The sequence below is a fragment of the Burkholderia sp. lig30 genome (assembly GCF_000687455.2).
In the GTDB taxonomy this organism is placed as follows: domain Bacteria; phylum Pseudomonadota; class Gammaproteobacteria; order Burkholderiales; family Burkholderiaceae; genus Burkholderia.
Genome location: NZ_JGVW01000092.1, coordinates 1 through 15,064 on the forward strand (window position 1 = coordinate 1; position 15,064 = coordinate 15,064).

12 protein-coding genes are annotated in these 15,064 nt (G+C 67.4%); 1 reads left to right on the top strand and 11 read right to left on the bottom strand.

The annotated features are described in order from the left end of the window. Positions 1-2,683 (bottom strand): preprotein translocase subunit SecA (secA, locus tag LIG30_RS18340; protein ID WP_038714226.1); only part of this gene is annotated, 2,683 nt, incomplete at its 3' end. 256 nt (positions 2,684-2,939) lie between these two features. Here secA and LIG30_RS18345 point away from each other — a divergent pair. Continuing rightward, entirely contained in the window at positions 2,940-3,416 is a 477-nt protein-coding gene (locus LIG30_RS18345; protein ID WP_038714228.1) for a DUF721 domain-containing protein, read from the top strand. 79 nt (positions 3,417-3,495) lie between these two features. Here the strand turns inward: LIG30_RS18345 and lpxC are convergent, their stop codons facing one another. The 10 genes from lpxC to murD form a co-directional block, all read right to left on the bottom strand. Further along, complete coding sequence (gene lpxC, locus LIG30_RS18350) at positions 3,496-4,413, bottom strand: UDP-3-O-acyl-N-acetylglucosamine deacetylase (protein WP_038714262.1); 918 nt, start codon at positions 4,411-4,413, stop codon at positions 3,496-3,498. 240 nt (positions 4,414-4,653) lie between these two features. After that, positions 4,654-5,163, bottom strand: coding sequence for a peroxiredoxin (locus tag LIG30_RS18355; protein WP_038714230.1), 510 nt, complete (start codon positions 5,161-5,163; stop codon positions 4,654-4,656). Between the two features lie 187 nt (positions 5,164-5,350). Next, complete coding sequence (gene ftsZ / locus LIG30_RS18360; protein WP_038714231.1) at positions 5,351-6,547, bottom strand: cell division protein FtsZ; 1,197 nt, start codon at positions 6,545-6,547, stop codon at positions 5,351-5,353. A gap of 107 nt (positions 6,548-6,654) precedes the next feature. Next, positions 6,655-7,887 (bottom strand): cell division protein FtsA, encoded by a 1,233-nt coding sequence (ftsA, locus tag LIG30_RS18365; RefSeq protein WP_038714233.1) that lies wholly within the window; start codon positions 7,885-7,887, stop codon positions 6,655-6,657. 31 nt (positions 7,888-7,918) lie between these two features. Next, positions 7,919-8,668 carry a cell division protein FtsQ/DivIB gene (locus LIG30_RS18370; protein ID WP_038714235.1) on the bottom strand — a complete coding sequence of 250 codons (750 nt, stop codon included), beginning with the start codon at positions 8,666-8,668 and terminating at the stop codon, positions 7,919-7,921. A gap of 19 nt (positions 8,669-8,687) precedes the next feature. Beyond that, a complete protein-coding gene (locus LIG30_RS18375) occupies positions 8,688-9,629 on the bottom strand; it encodes a D-alanine--D-alanine ligase (RefSeq protein WP_038714237.1) in 942 nt (313 codons plus the stop codon). Between the two features lies 1 nt (position 9,630). After that, complete coding sequence (gene murC, locus LIG30_RS18380) at positions 9,631-11,028, bottom strand: UDP-N-acetylmuramate--L-alanine ligase (protein WP_038714239.1); 1,398 nt, start codon at positions 11,026-11,028, stop codon at positions 9,631-9,633. After that, positions 11,025-12,128 (bottom strand): undecaprenyldiphospho-muramoylpentapeptide beta-N-acetylglucosaminyltransferase, encoded by a 1,104-nt coding sequence (gene murG, locus LIG30_RS18385; RefSeq protein WP_038714241.1) that lies wholly within the window; start codon positions 12,126-12,128, stop codon positions 11,025-11,027. Before murG ends, murC begins: the two co-directional genes overlap by 4 nt. A gap of 121 nt (positions 12,129-12,249) precedes the next feature. Continuing rightward, entirely contained in the window at positions 12,250-13,533 is a 1,284-nt protein-coding gene (gene ftsW, locus LIG30_RS18390) for a putative lipid II flippase FtsW (protein ID WP_038714242.1), read from the bottom strand. Further along, the gene (gene murD / locus LIG30_RS18395; protein ID WP_038714264.1) at positions 13,530-15,041 is read right to left on the bottom strand and encodes a UDP-N-acetylmuramoyl-L-alanine--D-glutamate ligase; all 1,512 of its coding nucleotides are present in this window, start codon (positions 15,039-15,041) and stop codon (positions 13,530-13,532) included. Before murD ends, ftsW begins: the two co-directional genes overlap by 4 nt. Between the last annotated feature and the right edge of the window lie 23 nt (positions 15,042-15,064).

Sequence of the window (15,064 nt, forward strand, 5' to 3'; positions counted from 1 at the left end):
CGACCATCCCGCTCGTCGCCGCGGCGGCCGCGACGGCGGCACCGCCCGCGGCCGGCGCACCGGCTTCGGCGAACTCCGCGTGCTGATACTCGACGTTCTCGAGATGCCCGCCCTGCTCCTCGATCTGCTCGGCCGCTTCCTCGAGCTGCTCGGGCGACTGGATCTGGACGTTCATCACGATCCGCGTGACTTCCTGCTTGACCGCTTCGAGCATGGCCGCGAACAGCTCGAACGACTCGCGCTTGTATTCCTGCTTCGGGTTCTTCTGCGCGTAGCCGCGCAGGTGGATGCCCTGGCGCAGGTGGTCGAGCGCGGCCAGATGGTCGCGCCACAGACGGTCGAGCGTCTGCAGCATGATCGAGCGCTCGAACGCGCTGAACGACTCGCGGCCGACCAGCGCGACCTTCCCTTCGTATTGCTCGTCGGCGGCGGTCGTCACGGCTTCGAGAATCTCGTCCGCGGTGATCGACGACGATTCGTTGACCATTTCCTGGATCGCGAGATCCAGTTGCCAGTCGTTGCGCAGCGCCTCCTCGAGCTCGGGGACGTCCCACTGCTCCTCGATGCTGCCTGCCGGCACGAACTGGCGCACCACGTCGGCGATCACGCTGTGGCGCATCGCGCCGATCGTCTCGGTGATGTCGTGCGCTTCGAGCAGCTCGTTGCGCTGCTGATAGATGACCTTGCGCTGGTCGTTCGACACGTCGTCGTATTCGAGCAGTTGCTTGCGGATGTCGAAGTTGCGCGCTTCGACCTTGCGCTGCGCGGATTCGATCGAGCGGGTGACGATGCCGGCTTCGATGGCCTCGCCCTCCGGCATCTTCAGGCGATCCATGATCGCCCGCACGCGGTCGCCCGCGAAGATGCGCAACAGCGGATCGTCGAGCGACAGGTAGAAGCGCGACGAGCCCGGATCGCCCTGGCGGCCCGCACGGCCGCGCAGCTGGTTGTCGATCCGGCGCGACTCGTGACGCTCGGTGCCGATGATGTGCAGGCCGCCCGCGGCCTTCACCTGCTCGTGCAGCGTTTCCCACTCGTCGTGCAGCTGCTGGATGCGGCGTGCCTTCTCGTCGGCCGGGATCGACTCGTCGGCCTCGAGGAAGGCGGCCTGCTTCTCCGCGTTGCCGCCGAGCACGATGTCGGTGCCGCGGCCCGCCATGTTGGTCGCGATCGTGACGCGCTTCGGACGGCCCGCCTCGGCGACGATCGCCGCCTCGCGCGCGTGCTGCTTCGCGTTCAGCACTTCGTGCGGCAGCCCGGCCTGCTTGAGCAGGTGCGACAGCAGCTCGGAGTTCTCGATCGACGTAGTGCCGACCAGCACCGGCTGGCCGCGCTCGTGGCACTCGCGGATGTCGCGGATCACCGCGTCATAGCGCTCCTTCGCCGTCTTGTAGATCTGATCCTGCTTGTCGATCCGCTTCGGCGGACGGTTGGTCGGGATCACGACCGTCTCGAGGCCGTAGATCTCGTTGAATTCGTACGCTTCGGTGTCCGCCGTGCCGGTCATGCCCGACAGCTTCGCGTACATCCGGAAATAGTTCTGGAACGTGATCGACGCGAGCGTCTGGTTCTCGCTCTGGATCTTCGCGTGCTCCTTCGCCTCGACCGCCTGGTGCAGGCCGTCGGACCAGCGGCGGCCCGCCATCAGGCGGCCCGTGAACTCGTCGACGATCACCACTTCGCCGTTCTGCACGACGTAGTGCTGGTCGAGATGGAACAGCGTGTGCGCGCGCAGTGCCGCGTACACGTGGTGCATCAGCGTGATGTTCTGCGGCGCGTACAGGCTCTCGCCGTCGCCGATCAGGCCCCACTCGCCGAGCAGGCGCTCGGCCTTCTCGTGGCCCGCTTCGGTCAGGAACACCTGACGCCCCTTCTCGTCGAGCGTGTAGTCGCCCGGCTTCTCGACACCGGTGCCGTCCGCCTTCTCCTCGCCGATCTGGCGCTCGAGCAGCGGCGGCAGCGCGTTCATCCGCACGTACAGCTCGGTGTGATCCTCGGCCTGGCCGGAGATGATGAGCGGCGTGCGCGCCTCGTCGATCAGGATCGAGTCGACTTCGTCGACGACCGCGAAATTGAGCGCGCGCTGCACCCGCGCGTCGGTCTCGTAGACCATGTTGTCGCGCAGGTAGTCGAAGCCGAACTCGTTGTTCGTGCCGTACGTGATGTCGGAGCCGTACGCCTGCTGCTTCTGCTCGTGCTCCATGCCCGACAGGTTGATGCCGACCGACAGCCCGAGGAAGTTGTAGAGGCGCGCCATCCACTCGGCGTCGCGCTGCGCGAGGTAGTCGTTGACCGTCACGACGTGCACGCCGCGGCCCGACAGCGCATTCAGGTAGACCGGCAGCGTCGCGACGAGCGTCTTGCCCTCGCCGGTGCGCATTTCGGCGATCTTGCCGTAGTGCAGCACCATGCCGCCGATCAGCTGCACGTCGAAGTGGCGCATCTTCAGCACGCGGCGGCTGGCCTCGCGGCAGACCGCGAAGGCTTCGGGCAGCAGCTTGTCGAGCGACTCGCCGGCCGCGACCCGCTGACGGAATTCGTCCGTCTTGCCGCGCAACTGGTCGTCCGTCAACTTCTCGATCTGCGTTTCGAGCGCATTGATCGCCGCGACGGTCTTTTGATATTGCTTGACGAGCCGCTGGTTGCGGCTGCCAAAAATCTTCTGGAGAAAACCGGTTGTCATCGGATCGGATCCTGCGTCGTTGCACCGGCGCCCCGGACGCCTCACGCGCCCTGACGCCCGAGCCTCGGCGGCTTAGCGTGTAAGTGAATTCAAACATCGAATTTTAGCACGCGAGCCAACGCGCGCCGGAGACATCGGCCGCAAGGCCGGCCCGCGCCGCGGCGGGCGAACCGGCAGGAAACCGGGGAACGCGGGCCGCGCCGGGGTACAATCGCCGCTGATATCTACGCGCGAGCCGCGCCCGAAGATTGCCTCGATGAACCGATTCACCCAGCGTTACAGCCCGCTCGGCCCCGCCCGGCCGCAAGCCGCATCCGAGGTGCTCAGACGCACCGACGCGTTCGCCGCGCTGCGCGCCGGCGTCGAGCAGGTCGCCGCGCTGCAGCGCGACCTGTCCGCCTTGCTCCCCGATTACCTGGCCAATCACGTCGAGCCGGGCTTCATCAAGGAAGGCGTCCTGACCCTGTTTGCCGCGCACAACGCGCTGGCCGCGCGGTTGCGGCAGGTCGAGCCACGGCTGCTTGCGGATCTCCAGCAACGCGGCTGGCCGGTGGCGACGCTCAGGGTTCGCGTGCGCCCGCAGGCGGCGCCCGAGCCGCCGCACGTCAAGGAGGCACGCATGTCGCCGGCGGGTGCGACCGCGCTGCGCGAACTGGCCGACAGCCTCGAACCGTCGCCGTTGCAGGCGGCGCTGGCCCGGATGGCCGCGCGCCACGCCAAGACGCCGCGCTGATTCCCCCGGCCTCGGCCGCCGCAAGACAAAAAAGCGACCCGTAGGTCGCTTTTTTTCATGGGTGCGCCGCGCTCGGCGCTCAGGCGAAGGCGGTCTGCGTGTCGAACGCGAAGCCGCTCGGCGCGGACTGCGAATCGGCGAACGTCACGATCTCGTACGCGTCCTTCTGCGCGAGCAGCGCACGCAGGAGCGCGTTGTTGAGCCCGTGCCCGGACTTGTAGGCCGTGTACGACGCCAGGAGCGGATGGCCGACCACGTACAGGTCGCCGATCGCGTCGAGCATCTTGTGCTTCACGAACTCGTCGTCGTAGCGCAGCCCGTCGTTGTTCAGCACGCGGTACTCGTCGAGCACGATCGCGTTGTCCATGCTGCCGCCGCGCGCGAGGCCCAGCTCGCGCATCATCTCGACCTCATGGGCGAAGCCGAAGGTGCGCGCCCGCGCGATCTCGCGCACGTACGAGGTATGCGCGAAATCGATCTCGAGTTCCTGCCCGGTCTTGTCCACGGCAGGATGGCGGAAGTCGATCGTGAATTTCAGCTTGAAGCCGAAATACGGATCGAGCCGCGCGAACTTGTCGCCTTCGCGAATCTCGACCGGCTTCTTGACCTTGATGAACTGCTTCGGCGCGTTCTGTTCTTCGATGCCGGCCGACTGGATCAGGAACACGAACGACGCGGCACTGCCGTCCATGATCGGGATTTCCTCGGCGGTGACGTCGACGTACAGATTGTCGATCCCGAGGCCCGCGCACGCGGACATCAGGTGCTCGACGGTCGACACGCGCGCACCATCCTTCTGCAACACCGACGCAAGCCGGGTATCGCCGATCGACATCGCCGAAGCCGGGATGTCGACGGGAGTGGGCAGGTCGACTCGCGAGAACACGATGCCCGTGCCCGGCGCGGCCGGACGAAGCGTCAGTTCGACCTTGCGGCCCGAGTGCAGACCGATGCCCACGGTCTTGACGATCGATTTGATGGTGCGCTGCTTCAGCATGATGATCTTCTTCTTGATTGAAAATATCAATCAGGAGCTATATTTGATAGGGTGCATTATAGCGTAATTCCCTATTCAACGTCGTTTGAAACTACGTAGCAATGTGTTTCCGACAATTACCCGTGTCGATACGGGACGGGCCGATGCCCGGAACGGAGGCGTTTCCGGTCATCGGCCCGTGTTACGACTGCCCTGCGGCCGATGCATGGCGTTGCCCACAGGCAACGGTGCATCGCGCAATCAGGACTTCAACGTCGCGAGCACACTTGCCGCATCGCTCACTTCGAACTTGCCCGGCGCTTCGACAGCCAGCGTCTTGACCACACCGTCGTCGACCACCATCGCGTAGCTCAGGGAGCGAATCCCCATGCCACGCGCGGACAAATCCTGCGTCAGCCCCAGCGCATGAGTGAAAGCCGCGCTGCCGTCCGCCATCATGCGCACCTTGCCCGCGGTGTGCAGATCACGTCCCCAAGCGCCCATCACGAATGCGTCGTTGACGGACACGCACCAGATCTCGTCGATGCCCGCCGAGCGCAACGGCTCGGCATGCGCGACATAGCCCGGCACATGCTGCGCCGAACAGGTCGGCGTGAAAGCGCCGGGCAATCCGAAGATCACCACCCGCTTGCCCGCCGTCTGCTCGCGCACGCTGCGGGCGCTCGGCCCCAGCGTGCAGCCTTCGCGCGCGTCGTCGTCGATGAACTCGAACAGCTGCGCGTCGGGCAGCGCGTCGCCCACTTGAATCATGCCTGGTCCCTCATAGCGATACGGTTTCCTGCGCGTTACGGACAGTACGGCCCCTCCCGCTTCGCCGATGCGAAGAGGGCATGTCTCCCGGCCCGGCGTCGCACACGACGCGGCCTGTCGAGATCCGTTGCATCCGTCACGCCGGCTTCACCGCGGCGACACCGCCGCGGCTTCGCCTGTTCGTGCCTCAGTCGGCCTGCTTGCGCAGGAACGCCGGGATGTCGTACGTGTCGACACCCTTTTCCTGCAGCGCTTGCACATGCGACGCCGCGGTTTCGCGCGAGTTGCGCCACACCGCCGGCGTGTCGAGCGCGCCGTAGTCGGCGGTGCTGACGTGATGCGCCGGCGCGTAGCTGTGCGAGCCCACGCTGACCGGCTGGTTGTCGGTGCCGGTGCGCAGCAGCGTCATCGGCGCCGCCTGCTGCTTCTTCACCTCACGGCCGAGGCCCGTCGCCACGACCGTCACGCGCAGCGCGTCGCCCATCGCGTCGTCGTACACCGCACCGAAGATCACCGTCGCGTCCTCGGCTGCATAGCTCTTGATCGTGTTCATCACTTCGCGCGTTTCCGACAGGCGCAGCGAACGGCTCGACGTGATGTTGACCAGCACGCCGCGCGCGCCCGACAGGTCGACGCCTTCGAGCAGCGGGCTCGCCACGGCCTGTTCCGCCGCGAGGCGCGCGCGATCGACGCCGGCGACCGTCGCCGTGCCCATCATCGCCTTGCCCTGCTCGCCCATCACCGTCTTCACGTCTTCGAAGTCGACGTTGACCAGGCCATCGACGTTGATGATTTCCGCAATGCCGGCCACCGCGTTGTTCAACACGTCGTCCGCGCACTGGAAGCACTTGTCCATCTCGGCGTCATCGCCCATCACGTCGAACAGCTTGTCGTTCAGCACGACGATCAGCGAGTCGACGTGATCCTCCAGTTGCTGCGAACCGGCTTCCGCGACGCGCATCCGCTTGCCGCCTTCGAACTCGAACGGCTTGCTGACGACGCCAACCGTCAGGATGCCCATTTCCTTCGCGATCTGCGCGACCACCGGAGCGGCGCCCGTGCCGGTGCCGCCGCCCATGCCGGCGGTGATGAACACCATGTGCGCGCCGCGCAGGCCGTCGGCGATGCGATCGCGCGCCTCTTCGGCCGCCGCGCGGCCCATTTCCGGCTTCGCGCCGGCGCCGAGGCCGGTGTTGCCGAGCTGGATCACGGTCGGCGCGCGCGAACGCGACAGCGCCTGCGCGTCGGTGTTCATCACGATGAAATCGACGCCCTGCACGCCACGGTTGATCATGTGCTGCACGGCATTGCCGCCAGCGCCGCCAACGCCGACCACCTTGATGATGGTGCCGTTGGTTTCCGTTTCCAGCATTTCAAATTCCATTATTGCCTCCGTCAAGAAAGATGCTGCTACTCGGCCATATTTCGGCAGGAGATCGGGCAACCTCCTGCCGCGCGCCGGCCGCCGACACCGGCGCTACTCTCATTTCGTCAGAAATTGCTCAGGAACCATTCCTTCATCCGCGAGAAAATCTGTCCCGCGGAACCGGACTGCACCGCGACCTTGCGGCCGCGCATGCGCTGAGCAGACCCTTCCACCAGCAGGCCCATCGCCGTCGAATAGCGCGGATTGCGCACGACGTCGGCCAGGCCGCCCGCATACTCCGGCGCACCGATGCGCACCGGCTTCAGGAAAATGTCTTCGCCGAGCTCGACCATGCCCGGCATCATCGACGCGCCGCCGGTGATCACGACGCCGGAGCTCAGCAGCTCCTCGTAACCGGATTCGCGCACGACCTGCTGCACCAGCGAGAACAGCTCCTCGACGCGCGGCTCGATCACCGCGGCAAGCGCCTGGCGCGACAGCGTGCGCGGGCCGCGTTCGCCGAGCCCCGGCACCTCGATCATCTCGTCCGGATCGGCGAGCGCCTGCTTCGCGATGCCGTAGCCGACCTTGATGTCTTCCGCGTCGGGCGTCGGCGTGCGCAGCGCCATCGCGATGTCGCTCGTGATCTGGTCGCCCGCGATCGGAATCACGGCCGTGTGGCGGATCGCGCCTTCCGCGAAGATCGCGATGTCGGTCGTGCCGCCGCCGACGTCGACGAGGACCACGCCGAGATCCTTCTCGTCCTCGGTCAGTACCGACAGCGACGACGCGAGCGGCTGCAGGATCAGGTCGTTCACTTCGAGGCCGCAGCGGCGCACGCACTTGACGATGTTCTGCGCGGCGCTCACCGCGCCCGTGACGATGTGCACCTTCACCTCGAGGCGGATGCCGCTCATGCCGATCGGCTCGCGCACGTCCTCCTGGCCGTCGATGATGAATTCCTGCGTGAGGATGTGCAGCACCTGCTGGTCGGTCGGGATGTTGATCGCCTTGGCGGTCTCGATCACGCGCGCGACGTCGGTCTGCGTCACTTCCTTTTCCTTGATGGCCACCATCCCGCTCGAATTGAAGCTGCGGATATGGCTGCCGGCGATCCCCGTGAACACGTTGGTGATCTTGCAGTCGGCCATCAGCTCGGCTTCCTCGAGCGCGCGCTGGATCGACTGCACGGTGGCCTCGATGTTCACCACCACACCTTTTTTCAGACCTTTCGACTCGCTCTGGCCGAGGCCGATCACCTCATAGTGGCCTTCGCCCTTCAGTTCGGCGACGACGGCCACCACCTTCGACGTGCCGATGTCGAGGGCAACCAGCAGATCCTTGTAGTCTTTGCTCATATAGAGTGCTCTTGCGTGTGATGTCTTGTTTCTACTTGCGCTTGTCGGTGTCAGTCAGGAACCGCATGCCCGCCGCGCGGATCGCGAACCCGTTCGGGTAGCGCAGGTCCGCATACTCGATGTCGCTGCCCCAGCGCTGCGTGACGGCGGGCCACGCGGCGACGAGACGCCGGGTGCGGTCGAGCAGCGTTTCGCTGTTGCGCTCCCGTCCCAGCTCCACCTGCATGCCGTTCGACAGCTTCACGGTCCACGCGAAACGCGAAGACAGCGTCACCTCGTCCGGCGTCGCCTTGAGCGGCGCGAACCACTTCGCGAAGTCGCGATAGCGCCCGACGACTTCCTTCGCGCTGCCTTCCGGCCCGTCGAATGCGGGCAATGGATCGTCGAGTTCGCCCTGGTTCGCCGTGAACAGCTCGCCGTCGACGCTCACGAGCTGATCGCTGCCCCAGGTCCCGAGCGGTTTGTACTCTTCCAGCGTGACAGCAAGCGCATTCGGCCACACGCGGCGCACGCTCGCGTGGCGCACCCACGGCATCTGTTCGAACGCAACGCGCGCCGCATCGAGATCGACCGTGAAGAAATTGCCCTTCAGGCGGCCGACCACACCCGCGCGCACCGTCGGCGCATTGATGTGCTCGACGTCGCCGTCGATCCTGATCTCGCGCAGCGCGAACGTCGGGCGCTGGATCGACCAATAGCAGCCGGCCGCCGCCAACACGAGCAGCAGCAGCGCGTACAGCGCGCTGGCGGCTAGGTTGAGCTGGCGAACGTTGTTCCACATGACGTCTTCCGTTCCTGCTTCAATCGTTGAGCGTGAGCGACAGCACCTTGACCACCAGCTCCCGGTAGCTGATGCCGACCGCGCGCGCCGCCTTCGGCGGCAGCGAGTGATCGGTCATGCCCGGCGCGGTGTTCACCTCCAGGAAGTACGGCTTGCCGGCGGCGTCGAGCATGAAATCCGCGCGTCCCCAGTCGGTGCAGCCCAGCACGTCGAACGCGCGCCGCGCGAGACGCTTGAGCTCCGTTTCCTGCTCGGCCGGCAGGCCGCACGGGATCAGGTACTGCGTGTCGTTCGCGATGTACTTCGCGTGATAGTCGTAGAACTCGCCCGCCGGCACGATCTTGATCAGCGGCAGGTCGAGATCCGCGGCGATGCACGCGGTGTATTCGCCGCCGCCCTCGATGCTCTTCTCGACGATCACGATCCGGTCGTGCTTCGCCGCCTCTTCGAGCGCGGCCGCCAGCGCGTCGGCCGCCTTCACCTTCAGCACCGCGACGCTCGAGCCTTCGCTCGCCGGCTTCACGAACAGCGGCAGGCCGAGCTTCGCGACGATCTCCGGCGCGCGCGCGGCGTAGTCGTCGCCGCGCATCACCGTTTCGAACGGCGGCGTCGGCACGCCGGTCTGCTGCCAGACCAGCTTCGTGCGGAACTTGTCGAGGCCGAGCGCCGAGCCCAGCACGCCGCTGCCCGTGTAGCGGATGCCGTAGAAATCGAGCGCGCCCTGAATCTGGCCGTTTTCGCCGTAACCGCCGTGCAGCGCATTGAACGCGCGCGCGAACCCTTCATCCTTCAGCGCCGACAGCGGCCGCTCGGCCGGGTCGAACGGATGCGCGTCGATGCCCGCGTCGCGCAGTCCCTGCAGCACGAGCCGGCCCGAATTGAGCGACACCTCGCGCTCCGCGGATTCGCCGCCGAGCAGCACTGCCACCTTGCCGAAACGTTTCGGATCGATCCCGCTCATGTCACCCCTTCCGTTGCATGTTCTGCACGAGCTTCGCCGGCACCCCGCCGACCGAGCCCGCGCCCATCGTGATCACCACGTCGCCGTCCTGCGCGACCTTCGTCAGCGCGTCCGGCACCTCGTCGACCGATGCGACGAACACCGGCTCCACCTTGCCCGCCGCGCGCAGCGCGCGCGACAGCGCGTCGCCGTTCGCCGTCGCGATCGCCGCCTCGCCCGCCGCATACACCTCGGTCAGCACCAGCGCATCGACCGTCGACAGCACGTTGACGAAATCGTCGAAGCAGTCGCGCGTGCGCGTGTAGCGGTGCGGCTGGAACGCCAGCACGAGGCGGCGGCCCGGGAATGCGCCGCGCGCCGCCGCGATCGTCGCCGCCATCTCGACCGGGTGATGACCGTAGTCGTCGATCAGCGTGTAGCTGCCGCCGCCCGCCGCCGGCACGTCGCCATAGCGCTGGAAGCGCCGCCCGACGCCGTTGAATTCGGCGAGCGCCTGCTGGATCGCGTCGTCCGCGACGCCGAGATCCGTCGCGATCGCGATCGCCGCGAGCGCGTTCTGCACGTTGTGCAGGCCCGGCATGTTCAGCACCACCGGCAGCGGCGCGCGCCCTTCGCGGATCACGGTGAAGTGCATCCGGCCGTCGCGCGCGTCGATGTTCTCCGCACGCACCTGCGCGTCCGCCGACAGGCCGTAGCGCACCACCGGCTTCGAGATGAACGGGATGATCTGCCGCACGTTCGGATCGTCGACGCACACGACCGCGCTGCCGTAGAACGGCAGGCGCTGCGTGAATTCGATGAACGCCTGCTTGAGCCGCGCGAAGTCGTGGCCGTAGGTGTCCATGTGATCGGCGTCGATGTTCGTGATGACTTCGATCACCGGATACAGGTTCAGGAACGACGCGTCCGACTCGTCGGCTTCCGCGACGATGAAGTCGCCCGTGCCGAGCCGTGCGTTCGCGCCGGCGCTGATGAGACGCCCGCCGATCACGAAGGTCGGATCGAGGCCGCCCGCCGCCAGCACGCTGGCGACGAGGCTCGTCGTCGTGGTCTTGCCGTGCGTGCCGGCGATCGCGATGCCCTGCTTGAGGCGCATCAGCTCGGCGAGCATCACCGCGCGCTGCACGATCGGCACGCGCCGGTGCCGCGCGGCCAGCACTTCGGGGTTGTCCGAGCGCACCGCGGTCGACACGACGACCGCATTCGCGCCCTCGATGTTCGCCGCGTCGTGCCCGATCGCGATCCGCGCGCCGAGCGCCTCGAGCCGGTCGGTCACGGCGTTGCGCGAGATGTCGGAGCCGCTCACCTCGTAACCGAGGTTGACCAGCACTTCCGCGATGCCGCTCATGCCGGCACCGCCGATGCCGACGAAATGAATGTGTTTGACGATATGTTTCATTGCTGTCCTTCCAGGTTCGCGCCGGCCACCGCCGCGCAGACGCGCGCGACTTCGTCGGTGGCGTCAGGCTTCGCCAGCGAGCGCGAACGCTCCGCCATCTCCGCGAGCGACGCCCGCGACTGGCTGTGCAACCAGTCGGCGAGCAGTTCGGCCGACAGGTCGCGTTGTTGCACCAGCACCGCCGCGCCCGCATCGGCGAGGAAAGCGGCGTTGGTCGTCTGGTGATCGTCGACGGCGTACGGGAACGGCACGAACAATGCCGCCACGCCCACCGCCGAAATTTCCGACACCGTCATCGCGCCCGAACGGCAGATCACGAGATCCGCCGCCGCGTACGCCGCGGCCATGTCGTCGATGAACGGCACCAGCTGCACGTCGCTGCCGTACGCCAGACCGGCCGCTTCGTAGTTCGCCTTCAGCGCATCGATATGCTTCGCGCCGGCCTGATGCACGACGTGCGGCCGCTCGGCCTGCGCCAGCATCGCCAGCGCGCGCGGCACGACTTCGTTCAGCGCGGCCGCACCGAGGCTGCCGCCGACGACGAGCACGTTCAACGGGCCACTGCGCGCGGCATAGCGTGCTTTGGGTGGCGCCGTGCGCGCAAGTTCCGCGCGAATCGGATTCCCCGTCCATTCGGCGTTCGGCAACGCGTCGGGAAACGCGACCAGCACCCGTTTCGCGAGCTTCGCAAGCAGCTTGTTCGCGAGCCCGGCGATCGAGTTCTGTTCGTGCAGCACGAGCGGACGGCCGGACAGCGCCGTCATGACGCCGGCCGGGAACGTGATGTAGCCGCCCATGCCGAGCACCACGTCCGGGCGCACCCGGCGCAGCACGCCGAGGCTCTGCCAGCACGCGCGCAGCAGGTTGAACGGGAGCGCGAACTTGGTCTTGAGGCTTTTGCCACGCAAGCCGCCGAACTGCACGTATTCCATCGGGATGCCGTGCTTCGGCACGAGCGTCGCTTCCATCCCGGAGCGATTGCCGAGCCACACGACGCGCCATCCCTGCGCCTCCATCCGGTGTGCGACCGCGAGCCCCGGAAACACGTGGCCTCCGGTGCCGCCTGCCATCACCATCAGCGTGCGCTGCACCGCCGTCATACCTTTCCTCCCCGCATCGTGCCGACAAGATCAATGTTCCGGCCACCGCCGACGCGTGCGGCCACGCCCGCTTCGCATGCGAAGCGGGCGTGCGACGAAATCGTTTGCCAACGCGGAAAAATCATACTTTCCCTCCGCGCATCAGGACCCGATTTTCATAATCGACGCGCAGCAGCACTGACAGCGCGACGCAGTTGAGCAGGATCCCCGAGCCGCCGTAGCTCACGAGCGGCAGCGTCAGGCCCTTGGTCGGCAGGAGCCCGAGATTCACGCCCATGTTGATGAAGGTCTGCGCGCCGAACCAGATGCCGATGCCCTTGGCCGTCAGCCCGGCAAACGTGCGGTCGAGCGCGAGCGCCTGGCGGCCGATCTCGAACGCGCGGCGCACGATCCAGTAGAACAGCAGGATCACCACCATCACGCCGACGAAGCCCAGTTCCTCGCCGATCACGGCGAGGATGAAATCGGTATGCGCCTCGGGCAGGTAGTTCAGCTTTTCGACACTGCCGCCGAGGCCGACGCCGAACCACTCGCCGCGGCCGAACGCGATCAGCGAGTGCGTGAGCTGGTACGCCTTGCCCTGCGCGTAGCGCTCGTCCCACGGATCGAGATACGCGAAGATCCGCTCGCGCCGCCACGGCGACAGCCAGACGAGCAGCGTGAACGTGCCGACCGCGGTCGCGACGAGGCCGCCGAACAGCTTGCCGTTCACGCCGCCGAGGAACAGCACGCCCATTGCGATCGCAGCGATCACCATGAATGCGCCCATGTCCGGCTCGAGCAGCAGCAGCATGCCGACGATGCCGACCGCGAACGCCATCGGCATGAAGCCCTTCGCGAAGCTCTGCATGTACTCCTGCTTGCGGACCGTGTAGTTGGCCGCGTAGATCGTCACCGCGAGCTTCATGATCTCCGACGGCTGCATGTTGGTAATGCCGAGCGGAATCCAGCGGCGCGCACCGTTCACACCCTTGCCAAGGTGCGGGACCAGCACGATCACGAGCCCGACCAAGGCGATCAGGAAGAACTGCGGCGCGTATTTGTCCCATGTCGACACGGGGACGCGGAACGTGATCACCGCCGCCACGAACGCGACGCTGAGCGACACGACGTGGCGCAGCAGGAACGCGTAATCGTGATACGACGCGTATTTCGGCGAATCCGGCATCGCGATCGACGCCGAATACACCATCACGACGCCGAGACCGAGCAGCGCGATCGCGACCCAGAGCAGCGAATAGTCGAAGTCGAGCATCCGCGAGCGGCTCGGCCGCGCGCCGTTGACGACGCTCGCGAGACCGCCCGTCGCGGCCCGCGTGGCCGACGCGACGCGGCCGCCAGCGGCATTGCCGCCAGCGTCGCGCTGACCGTTGAAACGGGAGACGAGGCGATCCGGCCAGCTCATGGCGTCGTTCCTTTGTCGAGGGCGAGATCCTCCACCGCGCCACGGAACACGTCCGCGCGGTGGGCGTAGCTCCTGAACATGTCGAGGCTCGCGCAGGCCGGCGACAGCAGCACGGCGTCGCCCGGCTGCGCGAGCGCGCTCGCCGCGTGCACCGCCGCTTCGAGCGTGGCGTGATCGACGAGCGGCACGCCGGTCTCGGCGAGCGCCTCGCGGATCGCCGGCGCGTCGCGGCCGATCAGCATCACGGCGCGGCACCAGCGCGCGACCGGCGCGGCGAGCGGCGAGAAATCCTGCCCCTTGCCGTCGCCGCCGGCGATCAGCACGACCCGTTGCGCGAGGCCGTCGAGCGCGGCGACCGTCGCGCCGACGTTCGTGCCCTTGCTGTCGTCGACGTAATCGATGCCGTCCAGCGTTGCGATGACCTCGACGCGGTGCGCCTCGCCCCGATACTCGCGCAGCCCGTGCAGCAGCGGCGCGGCCGGCAGGTCGATTGCACGCGCGAGCGCGAATGCGGCAAGCGCGTTCGCGGCGTTGTGCAGGCCGCGGATGCGCAGCGCATCCGCCGGCATCAGCCGCTTGAGCGCGATATCCGGCGGATTCGCCGCTTCGCGCTTGCGGCGCCGCGTCGGCACCGGCTGGTCGGCCGCGTCGCGATCCACCGCCTCGACGAGCCACGCGATGCCGTTGTCGCGAGACAGGCCGAAGTCGCCGTCATGCACCGGCTCGTTCAGGCCGAACGTGACCGCGCGCGGCGCGTCGGCCGCCGCCGCGGCGGGCGCGAACCGCATCACCGCCGCGTCGTCGCGGTTCAGCACGCGCGTCGTCGTCGCGCCGAAGATCCGCCCCTTGGCCGCCGCGTAGGCGTCGAAGCTGCCGTGCCAGTCGAGGTGGTCCTGCGTGATGTTGAGGATCGCGGCCGCGTCCGGCGCGAAGGTCCGCGCCGTTTCGAGCTGGAAGCTCGACAGTTCGAGTACCCAGACGTCGGGCAGCGCGGCGTGATCGATCGCGTCCGCGAGCCGGTCGAGCATCGCCGGACTGATGTTGCCGGCCACCGCGACGGTCTTGCCCGCGCGCTCGCAGAGGAGCCCCGTGAGGCTCGTCGTCGTGGTCTTGCCGTTGGTGCCGGTGATCGCCAGCACCTTCGGCTGATAGCCGTTCGCGCCGAGCGCGCGCAGCGCCTGCGCGAAGAACTCCAGCTCGCCCCACACCGTGACGCCGCGCTCGTTCGCCGCGGCAAGCAGCGCCGCGAGATCAGGCGACAGCGGCGACAGGCCGGGGCTCACGCCGACGATCTCGACGCCGCCGTCGAGCAGCGCGGGCGAGAACGGCCCGCCGACGAACTCGGCGTCGACGCCGGTGTCCTTCAGCGCAGCAAGGTTCGGCGGCGCCTCGCGGGTATCGGCAATGCGCAGGCGGCACCCGTGCCTCGCGCACCAACGCGCGATCGCGAGGCCCGATTCGCCGAGCCCCAGCACCAGCACCATCGGCCGTTGCCGATCTCCAAACATCTCGCCAGACATCCTTCGCACCT